The sequence below is a fragment of the Neptunomonas sp. genome, assembly GCF_016744175.1.
Lineage (GTDB): Bacteria > Pseudomonadota > Gammaproteobacteria > Pseudomonadales > Balneatricaceae > Neptunomonas.
In genome coordinates, this window is record NZ_JADGEV010000023.1 from 35134 (window position 1) to 61614 (window position 26481).

Sequence of the window (26481 nt, forward strand, 5' to 3'; positions counted from 1 at the left end):
GTTTGCTTTAAGCGGACTCTTCAGCGTCAAGTATACGCTCTTGCCGTTCTTGCTCTTCTAACCATGCTGCTTTGATCTCTTGTAGAACTGTATCAACATCGGCGGCTTGATCGCTTTCTGCAAACAGGCCTGTAAGTTCTACTTCTGGCGTTAGGTCGCCATTCTCAAAGAGTGACCAAATTTCCTTGGCGTAGCGGGTTTCCATTAGTTCAGGCGCGTACTGAGCATAATAAGTTGTCATGTTATTCACATCACGTGCCAGCATTTTCTGGGCATTATTATTGGCTGCAGCATCCACCGCTTGCGGAAGGTCAATAATGACTGGGCCGTATGAATCTACTAACACATTAAATTCTGATAGATCTCCATGTACTAACCCTGCACACAGCATCAACATAACGTAATGCATAACGACAAGATGATCTTCACGGGCTTGTTCAGCTGTGAGTGCAACGTCGTTTAGGCGTGGTGCTACATGGCCATCGTTATCTGTCACTAGTTCCATCAACAGTACGCCATCAAAACAACCATAAGGTTGAGGTACGCGCACGCCAGCTGCAGCGAGTCGATAAAGCGCATCTACCTCAGCATTCTGCCAGGTTTCTTCTTGTTGATGGCGGCCAAATTTGGAGCCTTTTTCCATCGCGCGGGCGCGACGGCTGTTGCGTACTTTGCGACCTTCTTGGTACTGAGCCGCTTGCTTAAAGCCGCGTTTGTTCGCTTCTTTGTATATTTTTGCGCAACGCACTTCGTCACCACAGCGGACGACAAAAACATCAGCTTCTTTGCCGCTCATGAGTGGGCGTAGGACTTCGTCTATTAAGCCGTCTTCTATTAGGGGCTGTAATCGTTTTGGAGCTTTCATGGCACCCTTATAACTTGTACTTTCATGGTATGATTTATGTTAGATAAAATCGCCAGTTAAAACTATAGCTGCTTTTTAATACAAAGCAGCTTTTGCACTGCGCATTATGTTTTAATTTACGTTGTCGCGAAGTAAAACAGTTGGAAAAAATTGTGAGTACCCTTTTAGAAAAACGTCTCAACAAATATATCAGCGAATCGGGCTTTTGCTCCCGACGTGAAGCTGACAAGCTAATTGAGCAAAAGCGAGTCACGATCAACGGTAAACAGCCCGAACTTGGTACAAAAGTGACACCGTCGGATACCGTCTTAGTCGATGGGAAGCGAATCAATGCCAGCGCTGAAAATAAATCCGATCGCATCTATATAGCTTACCATAAGCCGATAGGTATTACGTGCACCACTGAACGCCACGTGAAAGGTAATATTATCGATGCGATCAGACATAAGCAGCGAATATTTCCTATTGGGCGCTTGGATAAGCCCTCTGAAGGTTTGATTTTCCTCACCAGTGATGGTGACATTGTGAATAAAATTCTGCGAGCAGAAAATGCTCATGATAAAGAATATGTAGTCACTGTGGATAAGCCTCTGAACGAACGCTTTGTAGATAAAATGTCCGGTGGTGTGCCTATTCTTGATACGGTCACTAAGCCTTGCCAAGTCACCATTCAAAGTCGTTTTGTATTTACAATTATACTGACACAAGGACTTAATCGTCAGATTCGCCGTATGTGTGAGTATTTGGGATATGATGTTAAAAAGCTAAAGCGCACACGCATTATGAATGTCTCACTGGCAGGTTTAAAACCTGGTCAGTGGAGAGATTTAACGCAAAAAGAAATGGCAGACATTAACGGTGCTGTAGCCACTTCAAACAAGACAGCCGCTAACACCCAGAAACCACAACCGAAAGAAAACATTGCGCTGAATAAGACTCGAACACGTGTATCTAAGGAACGAAAAAAGCATCGCTCGTAAGTGAGGTATTATTTTAGGCAATAAAAAAGCAGACAATGGTCTGCTTTTTAATGTTCCCAATTTGAGAATCGATTAACTGGTCAGCTTGGTGTATTTGTCCATCAACTGATCTTCAGTTTCAACGTGATCCGGATCTTTCGGAATGCAGTCTACAGGGCATACTTCAACACATTGTGGCGTGTCATAGTGGCCTACACACTCGGTGCATTTGTTATGATCGATCTCATAAATTTCTTCACCCGGAGCAATAGCTTCATTTGGGCATTCTGGTTCGCATACATCGCAGTTGATGCACTCGTCGGTAATAATTAATGCCATGGTGGCTACCTCTCTTGCTAAGAAGAATTTTTGCAGTCTTTTCTTACTGCAAGATGGTTCTGTAACGCTTTATTGACGGCTGGGTGAACAAATTTGCTCACGTCGCCGTTTAGTAGTGCAATTTCCCTTATCAGCGTAGAAGAAATAAAGGAAAGGTGCTCTGCAGGTGTTAGAAAGAGACTTTCTGCCTGTGGAGCTAGTTGGCGATTCATATTCGCTAACTGAAACTCATATTCAAAATCTGACACAGCACGCAGGCCACGTAGAATAATATTGGCGTTTTGCTGTGCTACAAAATCTGCTAACAGGCAGTCAAAACCAATCACTTCAACATTATCCAAATGAGCAAAAACCTCTTTGGCGAGCGAGGTGCGCGTTTCTAATGGAAATAAAGGTTGTTTGGTTTGGCTCGTAGCAACTGCCACTACCACTTTATCGAATAAGCGTGAAGCTCGTTCAACAAGGTCAGAATGACCGTTTGTGATAGGATCAAATGTTCCGGGATAAATGGCAATGTTCATTGTCGATTCACTCTAGCCCTGTTTTGCTGTACTTATTGCCACTGTTACAAGTGCGGCATATTATCGGAATTGCCTCAGTGGTACAAATATAATAATGGAATGTATCCATCTTTATTGGTTATAAAAAAATATTTTTATATTTCAAATAAGAATATAAGGGTGTTGAAACAGGTGTCAATTATGCTTTCTATGGTAAATACGGTTTTTATTAAAGCGTCTTCAGTCCTCGTATGTTTAGTGCTACTCAGTGGTTGTGAAGCGTTGCAGCGTGTCGATAGGGGGCTATATAACGCCGCCGAGACGGTCAGTGAAAGGGATAGAGTAACGGGGAGACGTACGTTAAGTATGGCGAGCCGAGGGCAGCAAATTGCTCAAGGGAATGCGGCTGTTGAGCAAATTATTGCTCAACAAAAGAAAGCAGGGAAAAAAATTAATGGTGCATTAGATCGTAAGGCTTATCAGCGTTTAATAAGGGTTTTTGACCGCATTCATCGCGTTAGCCATTTAGCAAATGAGCGTTGGCTTCCTATCTTGATTGATAATTCTTCTTTCAATGCTTTCACTACCGGTGGCACTTACATTGTTGTTCACAGTGGTTTGATGAGAGATCTTAAAAGTGATGCGGAATTGGCGGCTGTTCTAGGGCATGAGGTTGCACATACTGTGGCTAATCATGTTTTTGAGCGAAAAACACATCAAACAGCCGCATTAATTGCCGGCTCAGAGGCTGCGAGACAAGGTGGCTACCAAGCGGCATTTACTCATGAAAGTGAAATCGAAGCAGACCGAATAGGCATTCTTTATGCCGCATTGGCGGGCTTCGATCCATACGCTGCAAGTCGTATTTGGGAAAGGCAGTATAAAAAAGAAGGAAGTGCACGCGGACTTTTTTTTCATGATCATCCGGTCAACCCTGAACGTGCGGTGCTGACACGAAATGCAGCGAGTAAAGTTAAGTCATATTATCGCAATGGACGACAAAACCCTCAGTCTGCAGCTTTGCTAAATAATAACGCATTATGGCGTAAAAGCACGTCATCAGCAGAGGCAGGCAGCGGAGCGGGTTTATCTGCAATTTTAGGAACGGCGCTAGGTGCGTACGTGCAGCACCAAGGCACGAAACAAGAGGCAAACCGCCAAGCACAACAAATACAATTAATGCAGGCGTTAGATAAAAAGGTGGTGGTGTTGGGTGAAAAGGTCATAGATCAAAATTCTTGGCAAGTGGTATGGCAGAACCGAAATACAGTCAATATGAAGAATGTTGTAATGGGCGTATTGGTTAAAGATGCCAAGGGGAAGGTAAAGCGTTATGTGGCGCATGTTAAGGGGCATGTGCGTTCAGGTGCGCGCTTTGCAGCTCAATTTAATCTTCCTGATCTAACGGTAGCACAATTAAAAAGAATGCAATTAAAGTACTATTTAGATGATGCCACGCCATACCGGTAGAGCTTATTATGCTTGAGGGAATGTTAATGCGGACAGGATGCGCTAGACTGAAAATGTAGCTTATTAGCGAAAGGAGATTGTAGTGGCTCGCCGTACTCGAGAGGAATCTGAGAAGACACGTCAAGCACTGTTACAAATGGCTTTGGAGCAGTATGCGTTACATGGCATTCATAACGTCAGTTTGAAATCTATTGCAGCAGAAGCTGGCGTGACGCATGGAGCTTTATATTGGCATTTTGAAAATCGAGATGATTTGATCTTGGCGCTATGTAAATCGATTACGCTACCCTTTGAGCGATATTACCTAGAGCAACTGCAAGCCATTGATCAAGACGCGTTAAAAGCCTTGAACGCTTTTTTGATTGAGACAATATGCCACATAGCTTCTCATCAACAGTCTCGACAAGCTTTTTCCTTATTCTATGCACGACGCAAAGAACTGCCTTTACATGCAGGTATACAAGATACCTTAGCTGATGAGTGGGATGTATGGACGGGATACATTAATCGTTTTCTTAAACAAGCACGTAAGCAAAAACAGATAGCTAAAAAAACAAAACAGCAGTGTATTGCCGAAGCTATGCTAAGCCAAGTATTCGGTGTGTTGGCTGTAGCTGAATATATGCCAGAGCCCGTTGTTTTCAGAGAAATGGCCAGCACGACCATTCATAACGCTATTCGCGGGCTAGATGCTACTCGTTGTAACTAACGGGGTGTTTACTTTATGTTGGATCTCTATAGAACAGACGGTAAGTGACCTGGCCTGCTGTTTTACTGCGATTTTCTTGCCAGTTTGATGGAACTATTAGCTGGTTTAGTTCAGATTCCGCTTCGATATAGATGACGGCATGATCAGAGAGTAGGTTTCGCTTCTCTAGTAGTTCGCAAATGATAGAAACCATCTCTTTCCTGAAAGGTGGGTCTAAAAACACGAGATCATATCGAGGCTCAGCATCAGTTTGTCTGGACTCTAGCCAGTTAAGAGCAGATGAAACAATCACCTCTCCGTTTTGACACTTTAAGGCTTGTAAGTTGTCTTTTAGCTGATGCGTCGCTGCGGGGGAGCTATCTATGAAGGTTGCAGAGCTAGCGCCTCTGGATAATGCTTCCAAGCCTAAGGCACCACTACCGGCAAATAGGTCCAAGCAGCGTGCTCCTGGCGTAATATTTTGTAGCCAATTAAAGAGCGTCTCTCTTACTCTATCAGGGGTTGGTCGCAAGTTTTCAACGTTCGGAAAGGGGACTTTGCGGCTGCGCCATTCTCCACCAATGATACGTAACATCTGTTTGGGTTCTTTGGGGCTAAGATTTTTTCGGGGTGGATTTCTACGAGGCATTGGATAATCTACGGCGGTGTGATTTGAACAATAATGGTGTGCTCAGGATCAAACAAGTTTTTTATATTTGTTTGTACCTGAGTATTAGATATGTTGTTAATCGTATCACGAAATTCATCCTCAGACTGTAATTTCTCTTGGTAGAAAAGCGTGGTTGTAAGCTGTTCAACACGGCCTTGTGCAGTCGATAGCTGCTTGCCGTATTGTTGAATCAGTGAGGTTTTTATGTGCTCAAGCTGTTTGCTATCGAAGTTTTCTAATAGATAGGTTTGCAAATTACGGTTAAGCATTTTATTAAACGGTGTTTTGCGAGTAATAGATAATGCAGAATAGCCGATAGGAAATGCAGGCTTGAGTAGCAGGCGGTAAGTACTACCACTTTGCTCAATTACGGGCCTAACTGCTTGGTTTATGTAATGAAATGTTAGTGTCCGGCCTATGCTGTTGAGGTCTGTATTAATGGCTTTTCCTATCAAGTACAAATGGTAAGGGCTACGGTGTTGAGCGTCGATATGAGTGGTTGTTTTATTGGTTGTGGCTACTGTTGTTTGACGTACTTGAGGTTGTGAATAGCGTGTTTTCAACTGCTTGAGTAGGGTATCAGTGGCATCATCATTGTTTTCTTTCAGCGTTAATAAGACCGTGGGCCTTTGAGCAAGCAGGCTGGAAGGGGTTGTCGGCTGAATGTAGTCGGATGTAGACATTGGAAGATGCGCTTTTAGATTGCTCAAGGCTTGTTCTTCAATATCACTCAACGCTAAATATCGTTCTGCAGTAGCGCGTGTTAATGCAGCAGGAAAATGTTGATTGGCAGAGCGGGTCAAGTTCTTGAGTAAGCTGTCCAAATCAAACGTTTTGAGTTTGCTTATATCCTCAGGTAGAAGAAAAGAAAAAATGACTCGATCATCTTTCCATTGAAGAGAAACCTGAGACTGGCTTGTTGTCGCTTGTGTGTAGGCCGACGCTAAAGCAGTGCGTTGCTGAAGCTGTTTTTCTGTATAAGCTGGAGTGACGGGATAAGTTAAACGTAATTGTTGCTCCATTTCTTCTTCGATCGTCAGATAAACCCAGTTTTCTGCCAGTGCTATGGCGGAAGACGTAGCCGTCTTTTGGCTATTAGCTGTGAGTAATACGATAAGAATGGCGACAACCCATGGCAAAATCTTTAAATAAGTACGGTTAAATAGAGGCTGATGCGGCTGATCCATAATTTTCCAGTAGATTAAGCAGTTATACGTAAAATACCACTATAATAGTGTAATCTGCATTATTCAGGATAGACCTAGAGCATCATGATCCAGTTTGAGCATGTCAGTAAGCATTATGATGAAGGCTATGATGCCCTCAAAGATGTAAGTTTTACATTGAATACCGGGGAGTTGGCATTTCTAACTGGGCATTCGGGAGCAGGGAAAAGCACCTTGCTAAAGTTAGTGATGCTGATGGAGCAGCCTACGGCAGGCCATATTCAGGTCGGAGACCAGTTGTTGAGTCACCTTACTCGTAATGATATTCCCTATCTGAGGCGCTCCATTGGGGTTGTCTTTCAAAATCATCAACTACTTTTTGATCGAAGTGTGTTTGATAATGTTTCTTTGCCATTACAAATTTGCGGTTATTCCCCTGTTGATGCTGCACGAAGAGTACGTGCTGCACTAGATAAAGTCGGCTTGCTTAACCGTGAAAAAATGAACCCTCGGGCTTTGTCGAGCGGCGAGCAGCAGAGGGTAGGCATTGCCAGAGCTATCGTGCATAAACCAAAGGTTTTGCTGGCCGATGAGCCCACCGGTAACCTTGATCCAGAACTATCAGAAGAAATCATGCGATTGTTCGAGCAATTTAATAGAGTAGGAACAACCGTATTGATTGCCAGCCATGATCTATCGTTGATTAGAAGTATGCGCCACCGGATGCTTACATTGAAGTCTGGGAGGCTAATCGCAGATGGATAAAAAGCGAGGAGCAGAACGGGTTCAGCCAACGAGGGAAGCCCCGGTTGCACAACCTAGCGCTAAGCGTGGGGCAGAGCATCATAAAGTGGACCTCAAAGGCCATAGTGAGAGCTGGCTACGTAATCACTCAGAAGTTGGTAAGAGCGCTTTAGCAAAGCTGTTAGGTACGCCTGTTGCTACCGTTATGACGGTTGCCGTATTGGCGATTGCCCTAACACTGCCTGGTTTCTTGTTTACGGTGTTATCTAACGTACAAAACTTGACGCAAGGCTGGGAAGGCGAGACGCGTTTATCTTTGTATTTGGAAACGTCATTAAGTGATGAAGATGCTGACCGTTTTAGCCGTTCACTGTTAATGCGGGATGATATAGCCGCTATTGATTATATTAGCCGCTCACAAGGGATGCTGGAGTTTAAGAAGTATTCGGGTTTTGGCGATGTATTAGATGCGATGAGTGATAATCCCCTTCCTGCTGTTGTCATGCTATTACCCAAATCTAAAAATGTAGCCGATTTGGGGCTAATGAGGGCTGGCTTACAGGCATTACCTGAAGTTAATGAAGCCGTTCTGGATTTAGAATGGCTGCAGCGATTAGATGCAATGCTGGCTGTAGCAAAACGAGCAGTCTTCGTATTAGGTGTGTTGCTTGGTCTGGCCGTTTTGTTAGTTATCGGCAATACCATTAAGATGGAAATAGAATCGCGGCGTGATGAAATAGTTATTAGTAAGCTGGTGGGGGCAACTGATGCATGGGTGCGGCGTCCATTTCTTTATACCGGTGTATGGTATGGCTTATTAGGTGCACTTTCTGCGTGGGTGATTGTACAGGTTGCTTGGTTGATGTTAGAAACACCCGCGCAGGAGTTAGCTCAGCTATATCGCAGCCAATTTCAATTGAGTGGGCTTGGTTTTTTTGGGTCTTTTCTCTTACTATTTACGAGCGTTTTACTAGGCTGGATAGGCGCATGGACAGCGGTGCGGCGCCATTTGCGTGAAATAGAACCAAGGTAATGCTATTTTGTGAACACTCTGATGCATTCTTGGTACTTGTCATTTAAGCACTAGGGCTTTATCTTTTTGGGAACTATTTGTAATATTCAGCATCTTATTTGTGGATTCTAGTGAATAAGTTGGTTTTAGATACAGATTTTTTGATACAACAACGAGGTTACGACTAAATGCGTAAAAGCTTACAACTCATCGAACATATTACGCCAGGGCAAAATCTGGACGCTTATGTACAGACAATTAGCACTATCCCTGTGCTAAGTGTAGAGGAAGAGCGTGCACTGGCCGAACGTCTATTTTATCAAGACGATTTAGAAGCGGCGCGTCAGCTGGTTTTGTCTCATCTTCGTTTTGTTGTACATATTGCTCGAAGCTATTCTGGATATGGTTTGCCACTAGGTGACCTAGTACAGGAAGGAAACGTCGGCTTGATGAAAGCTGTTAAACGTTTTGATCCTGGTATGGGCGTGCGCTTGGTCTCCTTTGCTGTGCATTGGATCAAAGCTGAAATGCATGAATATATCCTGCGTAACTGGCGTATTGTTAAAGTTGCTACCACCAAAGCACAACGTAAACTTTTCTTTAATCTACGCTCCAAGAAAAAAGCCTTGGGTTGGATGAACAATGATGAAGTAACGGCGATTGCTGGTGACTTAGGTGTGGATGAGAAAGTTGTCCGTCAGATGGAAGGCCGTATGGCATCGGTTGATACCTCTTTTGACCTAACCGGCAGTGATGACGATGATGCTGTAGGTTATTTGGCTCCTGTTCAATATTTGGAAGATCATTCAGCCGATCCCGCAGAACAGCTTGAAGCCGCGAATTGGGAGCAAGACTCTCAGGCGCGCTTAAGTGGCGCAATGGAATCGTTAGATGACCGTAGCCGAGACATTCTGGCACAGCGTTGGTTGATGGAAGAAAAAGCAACATTGCATCAATTGGCTGCAAAATACAGCGTATCGGCAGAGCGAATTCGTCAACTTGAAAAAAATGCAATGAAGAAATTAAAGTTAGCGATAGGTCAGGATTTACAAGCCGCTTAACTGACGGTTTCTTCATATTGTTACAAAGCCGCCTCTGGGCGGCTTTGTCGTTTTTAAAGCACAGCAATTAATCGGTGTTATAATCTTGCCCTTATTTTTGAGATAGCATTATGAATGCACGTTTATGTTTGATTGTTGCGAGTATGAGTGGCGCTATCGCTGTGATGATCGGTGCTTTTACTGCACATGCACTTAAAGACATACTTACCAGTAAGTTAATGGCTGTGATGCAGACAGGTGTGCAATATCAGTTTTATCACTCGTTAGCGTTATTGCTAGTTGGTTTGTTGCTTCAGCAGCGCTCAACAGCACTGTTAAAACTAAGTGCGATGTCATTTTTCGCTGGCATAGTATTGTTCTGTGGGAGTTTATACCTACTGGCATTTTCAGGTGTTCATTGGTTAGGTATAGTCACGCCTGTGGGCGGTTTAGCGTTTATTGTGGGTTGGTTAATGCTGGTTTGGAATTTTATTACTATGGATAAAAGGTAGCGTTTAATGGAATTTGAAGTCAATGGTGCAGTCACTCGCCTAGACGAAGGTGCAAGCCTGAATGATCTAGTCGTCACGCTGGGTTTGCAAGAGCAGCGTATTGCGATTGAAGTAAATCAAGAAATTATTCCACGTAGCCAGCACATGCAGCACCAGTTACATGCTGGCGATAAAGTAGAAGTGGTTCATGCGATTGGTGGTGGTTAATAACCTGCTGTCGTTATCGAATACATTTTCTTACAAAAGAATTAAGGACTGAATAGATGTCAGATTTAAAAGATGCATTGGTTATCGCAGGGAAGCAGTATAACTCGCGTTTATTGGTTGGTACGGGTAAATACAAAGACCTTGATGAGACACGTGAAGCAATTGAAGCCAGTGGTGCCGAGATTGTGACAGTTGCGGTACGCCGTACAAATATTGGTCAAAACCCTGGTGAACCTAATCTGTTAGATGTTATCACTCCTGATAAATATACTATCTTGCCCAATACAGCGGGCTGTTACACCGCAGAAGACGCTGTTCGTACATGTCGTTTGGCGCGTGAACTAATGGATGGGCATGACCTAGTAAAGCTAGAAGTATTGGGCGACCAAAAAACCCTTTATCCAAATATTGTAGAAACCATCAAAGCTACAGAAACCCTCGTTAAAGATGGCTTCAAAGTGATGGTGTATACCAATGATGATCCCATCGTTGCCAAGCAGTTGGAAGAGATGGGTTGTATTGCTGTTATGCCATTAGGATCATTGATTGGTTCTGGTTTGGGTATTCTTAATCCGCATAACATTAAGCTTATTATGGAAGCGGCTAATGTGCCTATTTTGGTGGATGCCGGTGTAGGTACAGCATCGGATGCAGCGATAGCGATGGAAATGGGTTGTGCGGGTGTTTTAATGAATACCGCCATTGCTGGGGCAAATCATCCAGTACTCATGGCATCCGCTATGAGAAAAGCGATTGAGGCAGGACGCGAAGCATTTTTAGCAGGGCGTATGCCACGTAAAAGGTATGCGAGTGCTTCATCACCACTTGAGGGCGTGATTGGATAAATGCTTCTTAAACAAGACCTTATAAGTTAGATCTTTTTGCTTAGTTTTGAAAATATAGTTGGCGGTAATGACAGAAGAAAAGAAACACATGCGTACGGTACGCAGCTTTGTGAAGCGTGCAGGTAGGACAACAGAAGGGCAGGAGAAAGCACTGGAAGAAGTGTGGCCTGTTATGGGGCTAGAAATAAAAAACGGCTCTGTCAATTTTACTGAAGTTTTCGGTAGAGAGGCTCCCGTTGTTTTGGAAATTGGTTTTGGAATGGGCGACTCCCTGCTGGAAATGGCCAGTCGTGAGCCTAGTAAAAACTTCGTTGGAATAGAAGTACATAGTCCTGGTGTTGGGCGTCTACTCAGTAATGCTAATGAAGAAGGGCTGACTAATATTCGCGTATATGCTGAAGACGCTGTTGAGGTGTTTAAACAGTGTGTGCCGGATAATAGTTTAGACACACTACAGTTGTTTTTTCCTGATCCTTGGCATAAAAAACGTCATCACAAACGCCGTATAGTACAGCCAGACTTTGCGCAGAGTATCCGTAAAAAGTTAAAAGTTGGCGGTTACTTCCACATGGCAACAGACTGGGAAAACTACGCTGAGCACATGATGGAAGTCATGAGTGCAGCAGAAGGCTACAAGAACAAAATGGGCGACGGCCAATACTCGCCACAACCTGAGTGGCGCCCGGTGACTAAGTTTCAAAGACGTGGCGAAAGGCTAGGTCATGGTATTTGGGATCTGATGTTTGAAAAAACAGAATAAGGTCTAGGCATTGATAGTTGAGTATAAAAAGGAGCTTAGGCTTCTTTTTTATTTTAAATGTAGCGTTTATTTTGTACGTACAGTCTACCCTCAACCATTGCTGGCTCAAAGATAGACAGTTTACGTAATGTAAATATTTGTCCAGCGAAGTGGGCTACTTCTCTGTTACTTACTTAAACTCACGTGGCCCCACAGACATCATGAAAGAACCATCTTTAAATAGATGTGGAGCGCGCTCGGGGTCATAGGCATTAACACCATTAATACTGCTCTTACTGCTTCTTAACAAACCAGCAGGTGCATGTCCTGTTTTAGTTTTAAACTCTTCTTTGAAGCGCTCTTTGTTTGAGTACGACTCCACATTCTTAATCTCAACTTGCTCAGGGTTGCTGAAATCAATCAAAGCAAATGTAACCCAATAAGAGTGCGGATCATCGTGTTCAAGATGAGAGGTTACTTCTTGTTTATCGTTGTCTGTTACAACAATACGTGCGCGATATGAATAGAAGCTACCGGCACCATTACTCACCGCGCTATAGGCGGCTATCAAAGCATACTTAATATGCTCTGGCTTGGAGATTTCAATCACTTCTTGGCCAGCTTTAATGCTATCCCCTAAGAGCTTTATAAATGGTGGGCTATTAAGGTCCCCCATGCGTTTGTAGTACACCTTGTCTTCGTTGCCAGAGCTATCTACGTAGAAACAATATAAGTCTAAGTCTGCGTCGGTGTCCCACTGTAAGCGAGCGGTGAGTTTTTGGCCTTTTGCTAGTGATATAGTCGTTTTTTGCCCGATTTTTTGCAGACTAATGGAGGTTTTTTGAATACTTACCACCGGGCTAGGTGGGGGTTGTTGCTCAGGTTCGTCAAAAATATCAACGCCGTAGCCTGTTGCAAGTGGAGCTAAACCCGCTTTGTAGCCTTGGCCTACGGCACGGAACTTCCAGTTGTTATTGTGGCGGTAGATCTCTGCAAGTATCAGGGATTTTTCTTCCAAACGCTCTTTTACAGGCTGATAAAAGAGTTCGCCGCGAACATCTATTTGAAGTGATTGTGATTTTGAGAGTGCCTGTGAATTTGTAATAACAATTGTGATTTTTTGCACATCAGCATTAACTTTTGAGAGATCGATACTGAAAATCTGGTTTTCTGGTTGTTGGTAATTTAATGTAATAGCGCCATCGAGTGAGGTTGGCTGGTTGTAAAAGATGAAATCCTCGTCTCGGAGCACTTTACCAGATGCATTGAGCATAAATGCAGAAACATCTAGCTCATTAGATGAGTCTAGTGCCGGTGTGCATTGTACAGAAACGTCGATAGTACTGTTTTGAATAACGTCGTTAGCTCCCTGGCTAAGCTCTTTCATAGACACTTCCTGATTAGGTAATTAAATAACAAGTTGAGTACGATGTTCCCAGAATCAATATTTAAAATGGAAGGGCGGTATGTAATAAATTAGTAACGTGGAGGTATTGTTAGGGCCGTTGGTTAACAATAGAGGCCTCCATGCATTGGTGTTTATTCATCCCCTTAATTGTAAGAATAAACTTCTTTCTATAAAGATCAATGAGCACTCACGTCTTTCTTCGTAAGAAAAAAGAGGGCTTGAACAAGTAGTTTGACAGTCGCAGGATTCGAAAATATCGTGTTTATATAGAGGATATGTGAACTCAACGTTCCATATAATTAAACTTAATAAGGAGTAAGTGCATGAAGATTGGAAGCCCAATACCGATATTGAGGTCATTCGATGAAAAAAAGGCTAAAGAATTCTATGTGGGTTTTTTGGATTTTCGCGTTGATTGGGAACATCGGTTTGATGAGACAGCTCCGCTGTATATGCAAATTTCAAAAGGAGAGTGTGTTATTCATGTATCAGAGCACCATGGTGATTGTAGTCCTGGCGCTGCCCTTCGTATCGAGGTGGATGAAATAGAGGCTTTTAAAGCGGTGTTAAATAAGAAGGCATATCAAAATGCTAGGCCGGGCATTACGGAGCAACCATGGGGCAAAGACATGTCAATATCAGATCCTTTTGGTAATAAGGTTATCTTTTGTGAGCTTAGTGGTGATTAAAGTAGGCGCGAATACTAGTGATTCTTAACAGCTTTTTCAATGTGGTATGAACTGATTTGCTAATCGCTGATACGCTGTGAAAGCGTGTAAATGTCTTAAGTCTATTTATGTGAAAAAATTTATATAACCCCATAATTCTTGTCTATACTTTAGTTAATTAGAGAGTGTTTAAATACATATTCTATATATAAAAAAATTATAGAGATATCAAATATGAAGGTGTCACATAAAGTTGCGCTATTAGCGTCGGGCATAGTTATTTTTGCTTTTACAGTTTTTTCTTGGGTCCAATACAGCACCGTAAAAGATGCTTTGTATGAAAAGACCGCTCAAAGTACCACCGAAGCAACGGGTGCTTTAGGGCTTCAGGTTACAAACTGGCTGAATAGTAAGCTGGTTCTGATCGACATGATGTCACAGGTTATGAATGAAAACTTTGACGGACCAACAATACAGCGAACATTTGATACACCCTTACTGAAAAAAGAGTTTATTTTGATTTTCGGTGGTTTGGATACAGACGGTCAACGTATTACCAACGATCCTTCTTGGACACCTGAAAACTGGGATGCACGAAAGCGCCCATGGTATCCCTTTGCGAAGAATCATAAAAGGGCAGTGTTAACGGACCCATACCCCGATGCTGCCACCAATGATATTTTGATTTCTGCCGTTGCAAATTTTTACGACAAAGGTGAATTTAAAGGCGCCTTTGGTGGCGATTTAAGTCTTAAAACTGTATCAGATGCGGTTAACACCCTTAACTTTAATAATACCGGCTATGCGTTTTTGCTTAATAGTAAAGGTAATATCATTAGTCATCCAAATGAGGAGGTTAATGGAGAGTCAATATCTACAGTATTTGGTGGAAATACGCCTACGTTATCCAAGGAGTTACAAGAAGTTGATGTAGATGGAAAAGCCGTGTTTACCGCTTTCCATAAGCTAGAAGGCTTGTACGGTAGTGAGTGGTTTATTGGGGTGGTATTGGATAAAAGCTTAGTGATGGCCAGTGCTAACCGTTTCGGCTGGACTGCCATTGTTGGTACCGTCTTAAGTGCTTTACTTTGTTCGTTAGCGCTTTATCTAACCGTTTCTCGTCAGTTATTACCTCTACAAAAATTGCGCGAATCCTTATTAGAAATTAATAGAGGAGAGGGGGATCTAACCAAACGTTTATCAGTAGACAGTAAAGACGAGTTTGGTCAAGTGTCAGGTGATTTCAACCAATTTGTGGAATACCTGCAAAATCTTATCGGACGAGTGAAGAAAATTTCTCATGAAATTCAGTCGAATACTGATGTAACAGCAAGTTCGGCATCTGAAGCATCCGAGAACCTTGAAACTCAATTATTTGAGTTAGATCAGTTAGCGACGGCGATGCATGAAATGTCGGCAACAGCGCAAGATGTGGCATCCAATGCTCAGCATGCTGCTGATTCAGCTAACCTTGCTGATGTTGCTGCTACCAAGGGTGTCGAAGTTGTTTCTAAAACGACTCGATCAATCGCTTCACTGACAAATGAAATGGATGATGTTGTTCAGACAATTAATGACCTTATCGGTTATAGCGATAACATTGAGTCTGTTTTAACCGTGATAACCGGTATTGCAGATCAAACTAACTTATTAGCACTTAATGCGGCTATCGAAGCTGCTCGTGCAGGAGATATGGGTCGAGGCTTTGCTGTTGTTGCTGATGAAGTGAGGGCACTTGCTTCGCGAACTCAGAAGTCAACTGAAGAAATCAAAAGCATGATCCACCAGCTGCAGACGGGTGTGCGAAATGCGGAAAGCACTATTCTTAACGGTCGGCAAAAAGCAAGTGATACGCAGATTGCGTCTAGTGAGGCTGATGAAGTGCTAGGGACAATTCGAGATAGCATTCATGAGATTAATCAGATGATTGTTCAGATCGCTACCGCAGCTGAAGAGCAGAGCGCTACAGCTGAAGAGATTAATCGTAATACCACAAATATTCGTGATATTAGTCAGTCTGTTTCTAACGGTGCTAAAACTCAGGAACAGCGATGCGCCACTATGGTAGAGCTCACTGTAAGGCAGGATGCTGAATTGGGTAAATTTAAGGTGTGAAAAGCAATAGTTAGGATGATTTAGCTAAATAGAAAAAGCCCGGATACGTTCGGGCTTTTTTGATGCTTTCCTGAACCGCTCTATTTTAGTTTCTGACACTGGTCCCTGTTTACTTAGAAGTTTTTACCTCGGCCTTTTCCAAATTTATCACGCATTTCTTCAAATTTAGCCATTTGCTCAGCGGTAAGTATTTTAGCCATATCTGCTCTCATGCCCACTTGTTGCTCTACACGACTAACCGCCATATCTGCAGCAGCTTTTTTAGTATCGGCAAGACGTGTGCTGTAATCAGCTGCGTTTGGGTCTAAATCACGTGTTGCTTGGTGTAGCTCCTGCATTTCTTTATACATGCCTTGGCGCTGTTCTTGTTTGCTGCTGAAGAGCTGCTCTACTTGTACTTGCTGTGTATCGCTTAGTCCAAGCTTTTTGGACATTTTCTTTGCTATGTAGCCTGCTCGTTTCTCACTTTTATCTGAACCGAACATCTTTCCACCCCGATCACATTTGCTATAGCCATCGTGATTCATCCCAGCGAATACCGCTGTGCCAGCGAGTAGTGCGGGAATAGCAAGTAATGTAACGGTAAGCTTTTTCATAGTGTTTCTCCGGTGTTTGATATTGATGGATCTATTGTGCACCGGGTAAATGCAAAGTTGGGTTGAGGGGGTGTAAAGTTAGGTAAAGGCCTCGATAGAGTGCTTTCAACAACGCTACAATATGACCATAGATATCGTGGGGGAGAAGGTATGAGTGCAAGCCACATTTTGCTAGTAGATGATGATAAAGAATTAACAGAACTACTATCTGATTACCTTGAAGCAGAAGGTGTGAAAGTGAGTGTGTCGAATAGTGCTCTTGAGGCTTTAGAGCGTTTACAGGCAGGAGAAATTTTCGATCTAGGTGTTTTCGATATTATGATGCCTCAAATGTCAGGGTTGGAGCTACTGCAACAGTTACGGCCTGGCTTCCAGTTACCTGTCATTATGCTAACAGGTCGTGGGGGAGATATTGATCGAATTCTTGGGTTGGAGATGGGGGCTGATGATTATCTATCTAAGCCTTGTAATCCTCGCGAACTATTGGCACGTATCCGAGCGGTCTTACGTCGTGCGAAACCGGCAGTGCCTGATACAGTCCATGTGCTGAAGCATGGAAGAATTGAGCTCGACCCTTCTAAGCGGGAAATCTTAATTGATGCCTGCTCAGTGGAACTTACCAGCGCAGAATTTAATGTTTTATACCAGTTTATGCAGCATCCAGGAGAAATACTCAGCAAATCTGTATTAACAGAGAAAGTGCTGCATCGGTCGCTCACAGCTTATGATCGGGCTATTGATGTGCATGTTAGCCGAGTTCGGCAAAAAATAGCCTCCTTTATTGGATCGCAAGAGTTGATTAAAACAGTGCGAGGTGAAGGTTACCTTTTTGTGAGAGATAGCATATGAAATTTTTCAAACGCTTATTCTGGAAGATATTTCTTTCTGTTTGGCTGACTAGCTTAAGTGTAATTATAGTAACAGTCTTGGTGGTCGGGGAGATAACAGAGCGAGATAAACTGACAGATATATTTGAATACAAAGCGCGGCTTCAAGCGGAAAAAATCATAACGCGTTTTGAGGGAGGGGGTTTACGTCCTTTCAGAGAGTTACGAGGAGGCTCCGATAAAGAGAAATCTGATCACTATAGATATAAGCCCCGCTATATTCCATTGCAAATAAGAACGGTAGAAGGGCGCTTAATTTATGGAAAAAAACAGTTTTATAGTGAAGATTCTCCTCTATCTTTTGAGTTTGTTTCATCATCAGGAAAAACATACTCAATAAAGGTGTTGCTGGATCCTATTAGTAGCCATTTTTCACGCTTGCAGGCGTTTGTTCTTTCTATTCAGGCCGTCTTAGTACTGATTGCTTCAACATTGGCCAGCTTGTTTTTAACGGTCATTGTTGTCAGGCCTGTTAATAAGCTGAGGGAATATGTGGAGCAGTTTCATGGAGGAGAGCTCAGTGTGCGTGTGGAGCCTACATTGCTAAAGCGAGGTGATGAAATTGGTGCACTAGCGCGTGAATTCAATCAAATGGGGTCGTATGTAGAGCATACGTTACAAGGGCAGCAACGTTTATTGCAGGATGTCTCACATGAATTACGAGCCCCTTTAGCTCGTCTACAAGCTGCAGTAGGGCTCTCAGAGCAACAATTGGGACGTGATAGTAAAATCACACAAAGAATGAACTTAGAGTGTGAGCGTTTAAGTAAACTTATCGATGAAGTTTTATCCCTTGCTCGGCTGGATAGCCTTAGCACTCAAGAAAGTGTGTTTGATGTGTCAGTCGTGCTGCAGCAAGAGCTAGATGATCTTAAATTCTCACAACCGGAAAGAAACCTGACTGTGCATAATGACTTGTCTTTTCCTATTTTGTGCAAGGGGAACTCGGAGCTATTTAAGCGGGCACTCAGTAATATTCTTGGCAATAGTCTAAAGCATACCGATGTGCAGTGTGCTGTAGAGGTGTCTCTTGAGTTACAGGATGGTAAAAGCGTTCAAGTGTGTGTAGTTGATGATGGAGAAGGCGTCAGTGAAGAAGCATTGGTTTCATTATTTGAACCCTTTTATCGTCATAATGATAATACTAAAGGGTTTGGTCTTGGATTGAGTATAGCGAGGCGTTCTATCGAGTTACTGCATGGACGTATTTGGGCAAAAAACAGTGTAGGGCATGGGCTGAGTGTTACTATTGAATTACCGTTGGCGGCTAAACAGCCGCAATGACATGGTTTATTGTAGATGTTGGGTTGCAGTAATTTGACTCTGTTTTTCGGTAAAGATGCCCATATTCTCATTAAGTACGCTTAATAGTTCATCAATAGCTAATGGAGAGCTATAAAGGTTCCCTTGGCCTGAAAAGCAATGGTGGTTTAAGAGGAATAGCTGTTGCTCTTGCGTTGATATTCCTTTTGCATGAGGGGTTATATTCAGCTTTTTAGCGATCATAATGGCTGTTTCTGTGATGACGGCACTGTTGAAATCATCAGGAAGTTCTTTAATAAATTTGATATCTACTTTCAAATAATCAACGGGCATTTTTTGCAGTGAATTTAGGGAAATGGAGTCCGTACCAAAGTCATCAAGCGCTAGCCCTATCCCCATTGCTTTAATCTGAGCCATTACTTTAATTGCTTGTGAGGTGTCATCAACCGGTAAGCTTCCACTAATATCTAATGTGAGTTTCTCAGCGAGAAATGGTGTCTCTTGTAGCACTTCTTCTAACGTCGCAATTAAGGAGTGCTGCTCAAGCTGGCGGGTGGAGACATTGACGGCCAATGATAGATATGGGAACCCTGCTAGGTGCAATTGTGACATCAGCATGGCTGATTTCCTAAGAACCCACTTCCCTAACGGTACGATGAGTCCTGTTTCTTCAGCACGTTTTATAAACTCAACAACGGGGATATCACCTTCAATTGGATGGTGCCACCGCGTTAGCGCTTCAAGACCTGTGATTGTTCCTGTACGCAAGTCAATTAATGGCTGGAAGACTAATGACAGTTGCTCATGTTCAATGGCATGGCGCAGATCTAGTTCAAGAGAAAGTGCTCTTTTAGATGCAAAATCCATATGTGGCTTATAAAACGCATAGGTATTTCGGCCAATGCGTTTGGCTTCATACATGGCTAAATCTGCATTCTTTAATAAGTCGCTGGCTTCATCACCATCTGTATGTATCAGCGTAATACCCAGACTGACAGTAATCGTTATTTTGTGAGGGCCTATCTGCAGAGGTTGAGCAAGCAGCTCTATAATTTCGGTTGCTAGATCTTCAAGAGATTTCTGGTTTTTGACCTCAGTGACTAACAGTGTGAATTCATCGCCACCGAGTCGAAAAGCAGTATAGTTATCATTGCTGCAAAAACGTAACCGGTTGGCAACAGCCGTTAGTAATTGATCACCAGCATCGTGCCCTAGCGTATCGTTGACTTGTTTGAAATGATCTAAGTCGAGCAAAAATAAGGCGCTATTAAAGGTATTAGAATGAGAGATAAGATGATTAAGTTCATCTTTAAATTTGCGTCTGTTACCGAGTGTTGTCAGAGGATCAAAAAAAGCGAGCTGCTCCATTTGTCCTTCGTGTTCTTTAATTGGAGATATATCGTCACTCACGGATACTATGCTAATGAGTGTGCCGCTTTGGTCAAAAATGGGGGCAACCGATTGATAGGCCCAATAGCATGAGCCGTCTTTCTTTTTGTTAATTAAAGCGCCACGCCAAGGTTTGTTCGAGAGTACGCAGCTCCACAGATTGCTATAAATCTCATTGGGTGTTTGGCCTGAGCGTAATATTGCCGGAGTATTGCCTAGCAGTTCTTCTAATGGGTAGCCGGTAATGTCAGTTAAGCGTGCGTTAGCATATTCTATCGATCCGTTAGCGTCAGTTATCATCACGGCACTGCCGCTATTTTCTACCGCGTAAGAAAACTTTTTGATCTCAAGCAATTGATCAACAGCATCACTAATTCCTGTAATGACAATAATGGCAGCAACAGGTGCACTTGTATTAGTTCTTATTAAAGATACAGAGACAGAAGCGGTAAAAAATGTTTTATCTTTCTTTAGTAAGTTTCTTTTTAATTTGTAACTATTAATCTGATTTTCAAATAGAGCAGCGAGTCGTGATTCTGTGCATTTGTGCAGTTTTCTCTCGCATAAGAGAAAAAATGACTCTTCTTGTAGTTCATGATGATCATAGCCAAGGGCATCAGAAAAGGTGTGATTAGCGAGTAAAAATGATCCATCTTTTTTTATACAGGCAACCGCAATTTTGGCATCACTAAAAGGTTTGAAAGTATCATTGATCAAACGCGTGTGATCAGAGGACAGATCATTAGCGGGGGTCATAGTAAGTACATGCGAGCAAAGTATCCAAGCGTATAAAAAGGTAAATTATAGGGTTTACTCTTATAGATACGTTGATTTAAATCAAAGCAAGGCGTCTCCTTTTTGCTACTTTCTGCTAACGCACATAAAAAAAGCACCGAATAGGTGCTTTTTTTATGCTAAAACTTGTATTACAACGCGTCTGGTCCACTTTCGCCGGTGCGGATACGGATGACTTGCTCTAATGGCATAACAAAAATTTTGCCGTCTCCAATTTTTCCTGTATTTGCTGTCTTAGTGATGGCTTCAATGACTTGGTCGAGCATTTCATCATCAATAGCCACTTCAATTTTTACCTTAGGTAGGAAATCGACAACGTATTCAGCACCGCGATAGAGTTCGGTATGGCCTTTCTGACGGCCAAAACCTTTTACTTCAGTAACCGTTACGCCTTGAATGCCAATATCAGACAATGCTTCACGTACGTCGTCTAATTTAAAGGGCTTGATTACTGCGCTAACAAGTTTCATAGATGTCTCCTTTTAGTGTCGACTAAAGTCATCGACTATCGAGCATGCTCAAATAAGATTGCGTCAGTATACCCATATTTATTCAGTTTCGCACATTGTCTAAATGTAAGCAGAAAGGGCGCCAAGGCGCCCTTTTAAGGAAAGTTCTGAGGATATTTGTATTATTTTCCTGCAGATTTAAACTCTGGATACGCTTCCATACCACACTCTGCGATGTCCGCACCTTCGTATTCTTCTTCAGCACTTATGCGAATACCCATGACGGCTTTAAGAGCAAACCAAACGATAAGGCTGGCACAGAATACCCAACCAAAGATTGAAACAATACCTAATAACTGTGAACCGATATTGGCATCTGCATTGTTTAAAGGTACTGCTAGCAATCCCCAGATACCTACAACACCGTGTACCGATATAGCTCCAACAGGGTCATCAATACGAAGCTTATCGAACATTAGGATTGAGAATACAACGAGTGTGCCACCAATGGCGCCAATGACTGTAGAGCCTTCTGCGGTGGGTGATAAAGGATCAGCAGTAATGGCAACTAAGCCCGCTAGTGCACCGTTAAGTGCCATGGTTAAATCGGCTTTCTTGAAGAGTAAACGAGCAACAATAAGAGCCGCAATACAGCCACCGGCAGCGGCGGCATTGGTATTAACAAATACTTGAGCAACAGCGTTCGCTTCACCAACATCTGATAGCTTCAGTTCGGAACCACCGTTAAAGCCAAACCAACCTAACCACAGGATAAATGTACCAAGCGTTGCAAGTGGCAGGTTGGCACCAGGGATCGCATTGATAGAGCCATTTTTACCATACTTTCCTTTACGAGCACCGAGAACAAGTACGCCCGCTAATGCTGCAGAGGCTCCTGCCATGTGGACAATACCTGAACCTGCAAAGTCAGAGAAGCCTGCTTCGCTAAGGAAACCTCCACCCCATGTCCAGTAGCCTTCAACCGGATAGATAAAACCTGTCATGACGACCGCAAAAGCTAAAAATGCCCACAGTTTCATTCGCTCAGCAACAGCGCCTGAGACGATAGACATCGCCGTTGCTACAAAAACTACCTGGAAAAAGAAATCAGAGCGTGAAGAATAGTAGGGTGCATCATCGCCACCAGATAAGACGGCATCAACACCGTTCTCGTCACCAATTAGCGCACCAATGTTTGGTAAGATTCCGCCAGCATCCGAGCTATACATAATGAAATAACCGCACAATAAGTACATGGTGCAGGCAATAGCATACAGTGCAATATTCTTAGTCAAAATTTCAGTTGTATTTTTTGCGCGAACCAAGCCGGCTTCCAACATAGCGAAACCAGCCGCCATCCACATAACTAAAGCGCCGCACATTAAGAAGTAGAAGGTGTCTACTGCATATTTTAGCTGGGCTATATCACCCGCCGTTGTGTTTAATAGTTCTTCCATCACATCTGCCCTCCGCAGGCTCGATATTTAATTCGGTTTACAGTGCGTCGTTACCTGACTCGCCCGTACGAATACGAATGACTTGCTCTAAAGGCATAACAAAAATCTTACCGTCACCGATTTTTCCGGTTTGTGCCGCTTGGCTAATGGTGTCAACGACTTGGTCGGCCATGTCATCTGCGATTGCTGCATCAATACGTACCTTAGGTAAAAAATCGACAACGTATTCAGCACCGCGATAGAGCTCGGTGTGGCCTTTTTGACGGCCAAAGCCTTTAACTTCAGTTACGGTGATACCCTGCACTCCGATCTCGGAAAGTGCTTCGCGTACATCATCCAGTTTAAATGGCTTGATAATCGCCGAAATGAGTTTCATGGGGTGTCTCCCTATAGTTAGCGGTATGTTCATTGGCATTGTTTTAGTGCCGATGACTCTACGTGAGTTAACTTCCCTATAGCGAAACTTGTGCCTTGTTTTACTAAATTCTTTAAAAACAAACAGTTGAGGTTTTGTTTTTCTAATTAGGCCTTAGTTTTTAATTTTTTTAGCAAAAAATAATAAGTTTACGTGCGCGATTTTTGTGCGAGCACTGTTTTGGTGCGCAATGTAGAAGACGAAGTGATAATAAAAGTCTTAAAGCATTGATAGAAGGAAACGGTTTCTGCCGTTATAGTGGAGCCAAAAAGCGGGATTTAAACTTGTAATTGGTAGGGTTAGTTAAGATGAATGAAAAAATTATAGAAGGCTTGTCGGCACAGTTTTCACAGATGATGAATACGTTTAATGGCAGTGCTGAACTTCCGGGGCAGCAGCAGGTAAAGGTGTTCTTACAATCTGCGCTTAGCAAAATGGATTTGGTCACACGTGATGAGTTTGATGCTCAAGCAGCTGTTCTAGGGCGTACCCGTGAAAAAGTCGAGCAGATGGAGAAAGTATTAGCTGAACTTGAGAGCCGTATTAATAGTCAGGAAAACACCTCTAAAAAAGACTGATATAAAGCTATATTACATCGGGTAAGTGTAGTGATAGTGGGTAGCGTAAATAGGGTTTTCATTCGAGGGAGCAGGTAATGAGATGTAACCTAGCTTGGATTAGTACGACAGGTCATTATATTAATAGTACTCAGGAGTTTGCTGCTCTTTGCGAAGAGTCAGTAAAGTCTATTGTGGGGCAAAGCTTGCACACGCTTCACTTGCCTGTCAGCGTTACTAAACTCCAAGAGCTCTGTGATAGAGCGCGTGAGTTGGGTGTGGCAGATACTGTACTAGCATTGTTTGATCCACATACTTTGTATGACTGTCGCTTGATGTGGATTGACGCTTCACAACACTATGTGCTCAATGTTGAACGCGCGGTAAAACAGCCGTTGCTCTATGCTCAGCTTATTAAGCCTACGAGTGAATCACCTGTACCTCGCTTTAAAGTAGCGTTAAATACTCAGATCGCCAGCGCTAAAAAAGCAGGTAAACAGGTAGCTTTGTTAAAGCTAGGTTTAGAAAAGTTTCAATGGATTCAGGATTCTTTAGGTCAAACTGCTAGCGAAACAGTAATTGAAGAGCTAACCAGCCGTTTGCTCTCCACGTTAAGAGAAGGCGATATTCTTTTTCGTGCAAACGATGATGCTTTTATTATCCAATTATCGAATATAGATAAGGCAGAGGCCGCGGTGAGTGTGGCGCATCGTCTTGTGGAGCAGTTCTCCTATGGTATTCACATAGACCAGCGAGAAGTGCATTTAAGCGCATCTGTTGGTGTTGCTTTGGCACCGCTTCAAGCAAATGATGCCGCTGAGTTACTTGGAGCCGCTAGCCAAGCACTGAAAGCATTGTCACGTACTGTGGCAGGTGATGTACGTTTATATGACCCTCTTCGTCAGCGCAAAGCATTCAACCTTAAAGATTTAGCACAGCTTATCCAACCCGATTACCAAAGCATAGAACTGGGTTATCGTCCTGTATATGGTGTACGTAGCCACCGTATAGAAGGTGCTCAATTGGTGCCCTTACTAAAAGGTGTTCCGTGTGTCGGGCCTGAAGAGCATTTGTTAACTCAAATGTTAGAAGGTGAGAGCGGTTGGGACACTTATTTGAGCTGGATATTTAATCAGCTTGAAGCGCCTTTGCAGCAATTATCTCAACAAAAAAACTTCCAAGGTGTGATTGTGAGAATCCCACCCGATGTACTAGCGTTGCCTTCTTTTATGGAGTTTATGACAACGCGCTTGTCGTTATCTGAAAAAATACGCGCGAAAGTACTGTTGGAAGTGGATGCGATTGAAACACGTGACCATGAAGGCGTACTGTTTGATTTAGAAGCGTTAGGTTTTTCCATTGTGCTGAGCGGCTTGAATGATTACTTACCTCCCATACAACAATTAAAAGAACTTGAACCACTGCTGCTAGTACTGGAAGCCCCTCTTGTGCAGTCGATGGAAGCAGATATTAAGAGTCGTCGGCAGTTAGAAAAGCTGGCTGATATAGCAGCTGATCTTGATATCGCGCTAGCTGCTGATGGTGTTCAGTCTGCTGGACAGCGTATGCAGCTGTCCCACCAAGGTGTGGGCTACATGCAAGGTGATTACTTTGGTAGTTTATTAAGTGTTGAGCTGTTATTTGAGCAGTTGGTGTTAGAAAAAATCTAGTTATATCGTGTGTTTTGTATCCAAGGAAGGATCTATGTCACTTGCAATTGTACATACCCGCGCTCAACTGGGCGTTGTGGCTCCCTCTGTTACTGTTGAGATTCACCTCTCGGCAGGTTTGCCAGCGCTGATGTTGGTGGGTCTGCCTGAGGCGGCTGTGCGTGAAAGTAAAGAAAGAGTGCGCAGTGCCATTATTAATTCTGGATTTGAGTTTCCGCAGCGCCGTATTACCATTAATCTTGCCCCGGCCGACCTTCCTAAAGAAGGAGGGCGGTACGATCTAGCAATAGCGGTTGGTATTTTAGTAGCCTCCGGTCAACTTCCAGATAAAGCACATGACGGTGTTGAGTTGCTGGGAGAATTGGCGCTTTCTGGAGAGTTGCGAAGTATTACGGGTGTATTACCCGCAGCAGTAGCGTGTAAGAAGCAGCAGCGGGCACTGTGGGTACCCACAAAAAATTGTTCAGAGGCTGCTCTTGTAGGCGAGCTTGATATCCGTACTGCTGATCATTTACTGGATGTGTGTGCTGCTTTGGCAGGCAAAAAGGAGCTACCACGTGTCGAGCACATGACGCTTGGTTCGCCCTTATCTTCTTCTGTGGATGACTTATCTGATGTGAAAGGGCAAATTAAGGCAAAGCGAGCACTCGAGATTGCAGCAGCAGGTGGACATAATCTACTCATGAGTGGCGTTCCTGGTAGCGGGAAAAGCATGTTGGCGGCACGGTTGCCAGGTTTGTTACCTTCCTTGATGGAGGAAGAGCGTTTGCAAACCGCGGCTATCTATTCAGTGGCAGGTTTACCTGTTGATAGTATTTGTTTGGGTACACGTCCCTTTCGCGCTCCGCATCACACAGCATCGGCTGCCGCATTGGTGGGCGGAGGGAGTCATCCACGCCCTGGTGAAATCTCTTTAGCGCATCAAGGTGTTTTATTTTTAGACGAGTTGCCTGAGTTTTCACGTAAAGTTTTAGAGGTGCTTCGTGAGCCTTTAGAAACGGGATCAATATTAATTTCGCGCGCAGCTAGGCAAACAGAATTTCCTGCACGATTCCA

At 43.2% G+C, this 26481-nt stretch carries 28 protein-coding genes; 17 read left to right on the forward strand and 11 right to left on the reverse strand.

Annotation, left to right across the window (positions count from 1 at the left end; genetic code table 11):
• Positions 1-7: 7 nt before the first annotated feature.
• Positions 8-865 carry a PA4780 family RIO1-like protein kinase gene (locus tag QZZ55_RS11800; RefSeq protein ID WP_293267531.1) on the reverse strand — a complete coding sequence of 286 codons (858 nt, stop codon included), beginning with the start codon at positions 863-865 and terminating at the stop codon, positions 8-10.
• Between the two features lie 152 nt (positions 866-1017).
• On the opposite strand from QZZ55_RS11800, the gene rluF reads away from it, so the two are divergent.
• The gene (rluF, locus tag QZZ55_RS11805) at positions 1018-1845 is read left to right on the forward strand and encodes a 23S rRNA pseudouridine(2604) synthase RluF (protein WP_293267532.1); all 828 of its coding nucleotides are present in this window, start codon (positions 1018-1020) and stop codon (positions 1843-1845) included.
• A 72-nt stretch (positions 1846-1917) separates the two neighbouring features.
• Here rluF and QZZ55_RS11810 read toward each other — a convergent pair whose 3' ends face one another.
• Entirely contained in the window at positions 1918-2163 is a 246-nt protein-coding gene (locus tag QZZ55_RS11810; protein ID WP_293267533.1) for a YfhL family 4Fe-4S dicluster ferredoxin, read from the reverse strand.
• Positions 2164-2180: 17 nt separating this feature from the next.
• Positions 2181-2684 (reverse strand): pantetheine-phosphate adenylyltransferase, encoded by a 504-nt coding sequence (gene coaD, locus QZZ55_RS11815; RefSeq protein ID WP_293267534.1) that lies wholly within the window; start codon positions 2682-2684, stop codon positions 2181-2183.
• A gap of 180 nt (positions 2685-2864) precedes the next feature.
• Between coaD and QZZ55_RS11820 the strand changes: the two genes are divergently transcribed.
• Positions 2865-4133 (forward strand): M48 family metallopeptidase, encoded by a 1269-nt coding sequence (locus QZZ55_RS11820; protein WP_293267535.1) that lies wholly within the window; start codon positions 2865-2867, stop codon positions 4131-4133.
• 82 nt (positions 4134-4215) lie between these two features.
• Entirely contained in the window at positions 4216-4842 is a 627-nt protein-coding gene (locus QZZ55_RS11825; protein WP_293267536.1) for a TetR family transcriptional regulator, read from the forward strand.
• Between the two features lie 13 nt (positions 4843-4855).
• Here QZZ55_RS11825 and rsmD read toward each other — a convergent pair whose 3' ends face one another.
• Both rsmD and QZZ55_RS11835 read right to left on the reverse strand, forming a co-directional pair.
• Positions 4856-5416 carry a 16S rRNA (guanine(966)-N(2))-methyltransferase RsmD gene (rsmD, locus tag QZZ55_RS11830; protein WP_293267537.1) on the reverse strand — a complete coding sequence of 187 codons (561 nt, stop codon included), beginning with the start codon at positions 5414-5416 and terminating at the stop codon, positions 4856-4858.
• A 62-nt stretch (positions 5417-5478) separates the two neighbouring features.
• The gene (locus QZZ55_RS11835) at positions 5479-6678 is read right to left on the reverse strand and encodes a hypothetical protein (RefSeq protein WP_293267538.1); all 1200 of its coding nucleotides are present in this window, start codon (positions 6676-6678) and stop codon (positions 5479-5481) included.
• A gap of 84 nt (positions 6679-6762) precedes the next feature.
• Here QZZ55_RS11835 and ftsE point away from each other — a divergent pair, with 84 nt between their 5' ends.
• From ftsE to trmB, 7 genes are all read left to right on the forward strand, one after another.
• Complete coding sequence (ftsE, locus tag QZZ55_RS11840) at positions 6763-7422, forward strand: cell division ATP-binding protein FtsE (RefSeq protein ID WP_293267539.1); 660 nt, start codon at positions 6763-6765, stop codon at positions 7420-7422.
• Positions 7415-8434, forward strand: coding sequence for a permease-like cell division protein FtsX (ftsX, locus tag QZZ55_RS11845; protein WP_293267540.1), 1020 nt, complete (start codon positions 7415-7417; stop codon positions 8432-8434). The genes ftsE and ftsX overlap by 8 nt, the downstream gene beginning before the upstream one ends.
• A 167-nt stretch (positions 8435-8601) precedes the next feature.
• Positions 8602-9474, forward strand: a complete 873-nt coding sequence (rpoH, locus tag QZZ55_RS11850; RefSeq protein ID WP_293267541.1) for an RNA polymerase sigma factor RpoH — start codon at positions 8602-8604, stop codon at positions 9472-9474.
• 110 nt (positions 9475-9584) lie between these two features.
• Positions 9585-9965 carry a DUF423 domain-containing protein gene (locus QZZ55_RS11855; RefSeq protein WP_293267542.1) on the forward strand — a complete coding sequence of 127 codons (381 nt, stop codon included), beginning with the start codon at positions 9585-9587 and terminating at the stop codon, positions 9963-9965.
• Between the two features lie 6 nt (positions 9966-9971).
• On the forward strand, positions 9972-10172 hold the full coding sequence (gene thiS, locus QZZ55_RS11860) for a sulfur carrier protein ThiS (protein WP_293267543.1): 201 nt from the start codon (positions 9972-9974) through the stop codon (positions 10170-10172).
• A 56-nt stretch (positions 10173-10228) separates the two neighbouring features.
• Positions 10229-11017, forward strand: coding sequence for a thiazole synthase (locus QZZ55_RS11865; protein ID WP_293267544.1), 789 nt, complete (start codon positions 10229-10231; stop codon positions 11015-11017).
• Between the two features lie 67 nt (positions 11018-11084).
• On the forward strand, positions 11085-11777 hold the full coding sequence (trmB, locus tag QZZ55_RS11870) for a tRNA (guanosine(46)-N7)-methyltransferase TrmB (RefSeq protein WP_293267545.1): 693 nt from the start codon (positions 11085-11087) through the stop codon (positions 11775-11777).
• Between the two features lie 169 nt (positions 11778-11946).
• Here trmB and QZZ55_RS11875 read toward each other — a convergent pair whose 3' ends face one another.
• Positions 11947-13143 carry a TerD family protein gene (locus tag QZZ55_RS11875; protein WP_293267546.1) on the reverse strand — a complete coding sequence of 399 codons (1197 nt, stop codon included), beginning with the start codon at positions 13141-13143 and terminating at the stop codon, positions 11947-11949.
• Between the two features lie 344 nt (positions 13144-13487).
• Here QZZ55_RS11875 and QZZ55_RS11880 point away from each other — a divergent pair, with 344 nt between their 5' ends.
• Positions 13488-13853, forward strand: a complete 366-nt coding sequence (locus QZZ55_RS11880; protein WP_293267547.1) for a glyoxalase superfamily protein — start codon at positions 13488-13490, stop codon at positions 13851-13853.
• 213 nt (positions 13854-14066) lie between these two features.
• The gene (locus QZZ55_RS11885) at positions 14067-15947 is read left to right on the forward strand and encodes a methyl-accepting chemotaxis protein (RefSeq protein ID WP_293267548.1); all 1881 of its coding nucleotides are present in this window, start codon (positions 14067-14069) and stop codon (positions 15945-15947) included.
• A gap of 113 nt (positions 15948-16060) precedes the next feature.
• Here QZZ55_RS11885 and QZZ55_RS11890 read toward each other — a convergent pair whose 3' ends face one another.
• On the reverse strand, positions 16061-16543 hold the full coding sequence (locus QZZ55_RS11890; RefSeq protein ID WP_293267549.1) for a Spy/CpxP family protein refolding chaperone: 483 nt from the start codon (positions 16541-16543) through the stop codon (positions 16061-16063).
• 150 nt (positions 16544-16693) lie between these two features.
• Here QZZ55_RS11890 and QZZ55_RS11895 point away from each other — a divergent pair, with 150 nt between their 5' ends.
• Together QZZ55_RS11895 and QZZ55_RS11900 are read left to right on the forward strand one after the other, a co-directional pair.
• Positions 16694-17392, forward strand: a complete 699-nt coding sequence (locus tag QZZ55_RS11895; RefSeq protein ID WP_293267550.1) for a response regulator transcription factor — start codon at positions 16694-16696, stop codon at positions 17390-17392.
• Positions 17389-18714 (forward strand): HAMP domain-containing sensor histidine kinase, encoded by a 1326-nt coding sequence (locus tag QZZ55_RS11900; RefSeq protein ID WP_293267551.1) that lies wholly within the window; start codon positions 17389-17391, stop codon positions 18712-18714. The genes QZZ55_RS11895 and QZZ55_RS11900 overlap by 4 nt, the downstream gene beginning before the upstream one ends.
• Positions 18715-18720: 6 nt before the next feature.
• Here the strand turns inward: QZZ55_RS11900 and QZZ55_RS11905 are convergent, their stop codons facing one another.
• From QZZ55_RS11905 to glnK (QZZ55_RS11920), 4 genes are all read right to left on the reverse strand, one after another.
• Complete coding sequence (locus tag QZZ55_RS11905) at positions 18721-20838, reverse strand: EAL domain-containing protein (protein WP_293267552.1); 2118 nt, start codon at positions 20836-20838, stop codon at positions 18721-18723.
• A gap of 170 nt (positions 20839-21008) precedes the next feature.
• Complete coding sequence (gene glnK, locus QZZ55_RS11910; RefSeq protein ID WP_293267553.1) at positions 21009-21347, reverse strand: P-II family nitrogen regulator; 339 nt, start codon at positions 21345-21347, stop codon at positions 21009-21011.
• Between the two features lie 161 nt (positions 21348-21508).
• Positions 21509-22783: an ammonium transporter gene (locus QZZ55_RS11915; RefSeq protein WP_293267554.1), complete on the reverse strand. Its 1275-nt coding sequence runs from the start codon at positions 22781-22783 to the stop codon at positions 21509-21511.
• A gap of 37 nt (positions 22784-22820) precedes the next feature.
• Entirely contained in the window at positions 22821-23159 is a 339-nt protein-coding gene (gene glnK / locus QZZ55_RS11920) for a P-II family nitrogen regulator (protein ID WP_293267555.1), read from the reverse strand.
• 347 nt (positions 23160-23506) lie between these two features.
• On the opposite strand from glnK (QZZ55_RS11920), the gene QZZ55_RS11925 reads away from it, so the two are divergent.
• The 3 genes from QZZ55_RS11925 to QZZ55_RS11935 form a co-directional block, all read left to right on the forward strand.
• Positions 23507-23776, forward strand: a complete 270-nt coding sequence (locus QZZ55_RS11925) for an accessory factor UbiK family protein (RefSeq protein ID WP_293267556.1) — start codon at positions 23507-23509, stop codon at positions 23774-23776.
• Positions 23777-23853: 77 nt separating this feature from the next.
• Entirely contained in the window at positions 23854-25425 is a 1572-nt protein-coding gene (locus QZZ55_RS11930) for a diguanylate cyclase (protein ID WP_293267557.1), read from the forward strand.
• A gap of 34 nt (positions 25426-25459) precedes the next feature.
• The coding region (locus QZZ55_RS11935) for a YifB family Mg chelatase-like AAA ATPase (RefSeq protein WP_293267558.1) at positions 25460-26481 on the forward strand (1022 nt) is incomplete at its 3' end.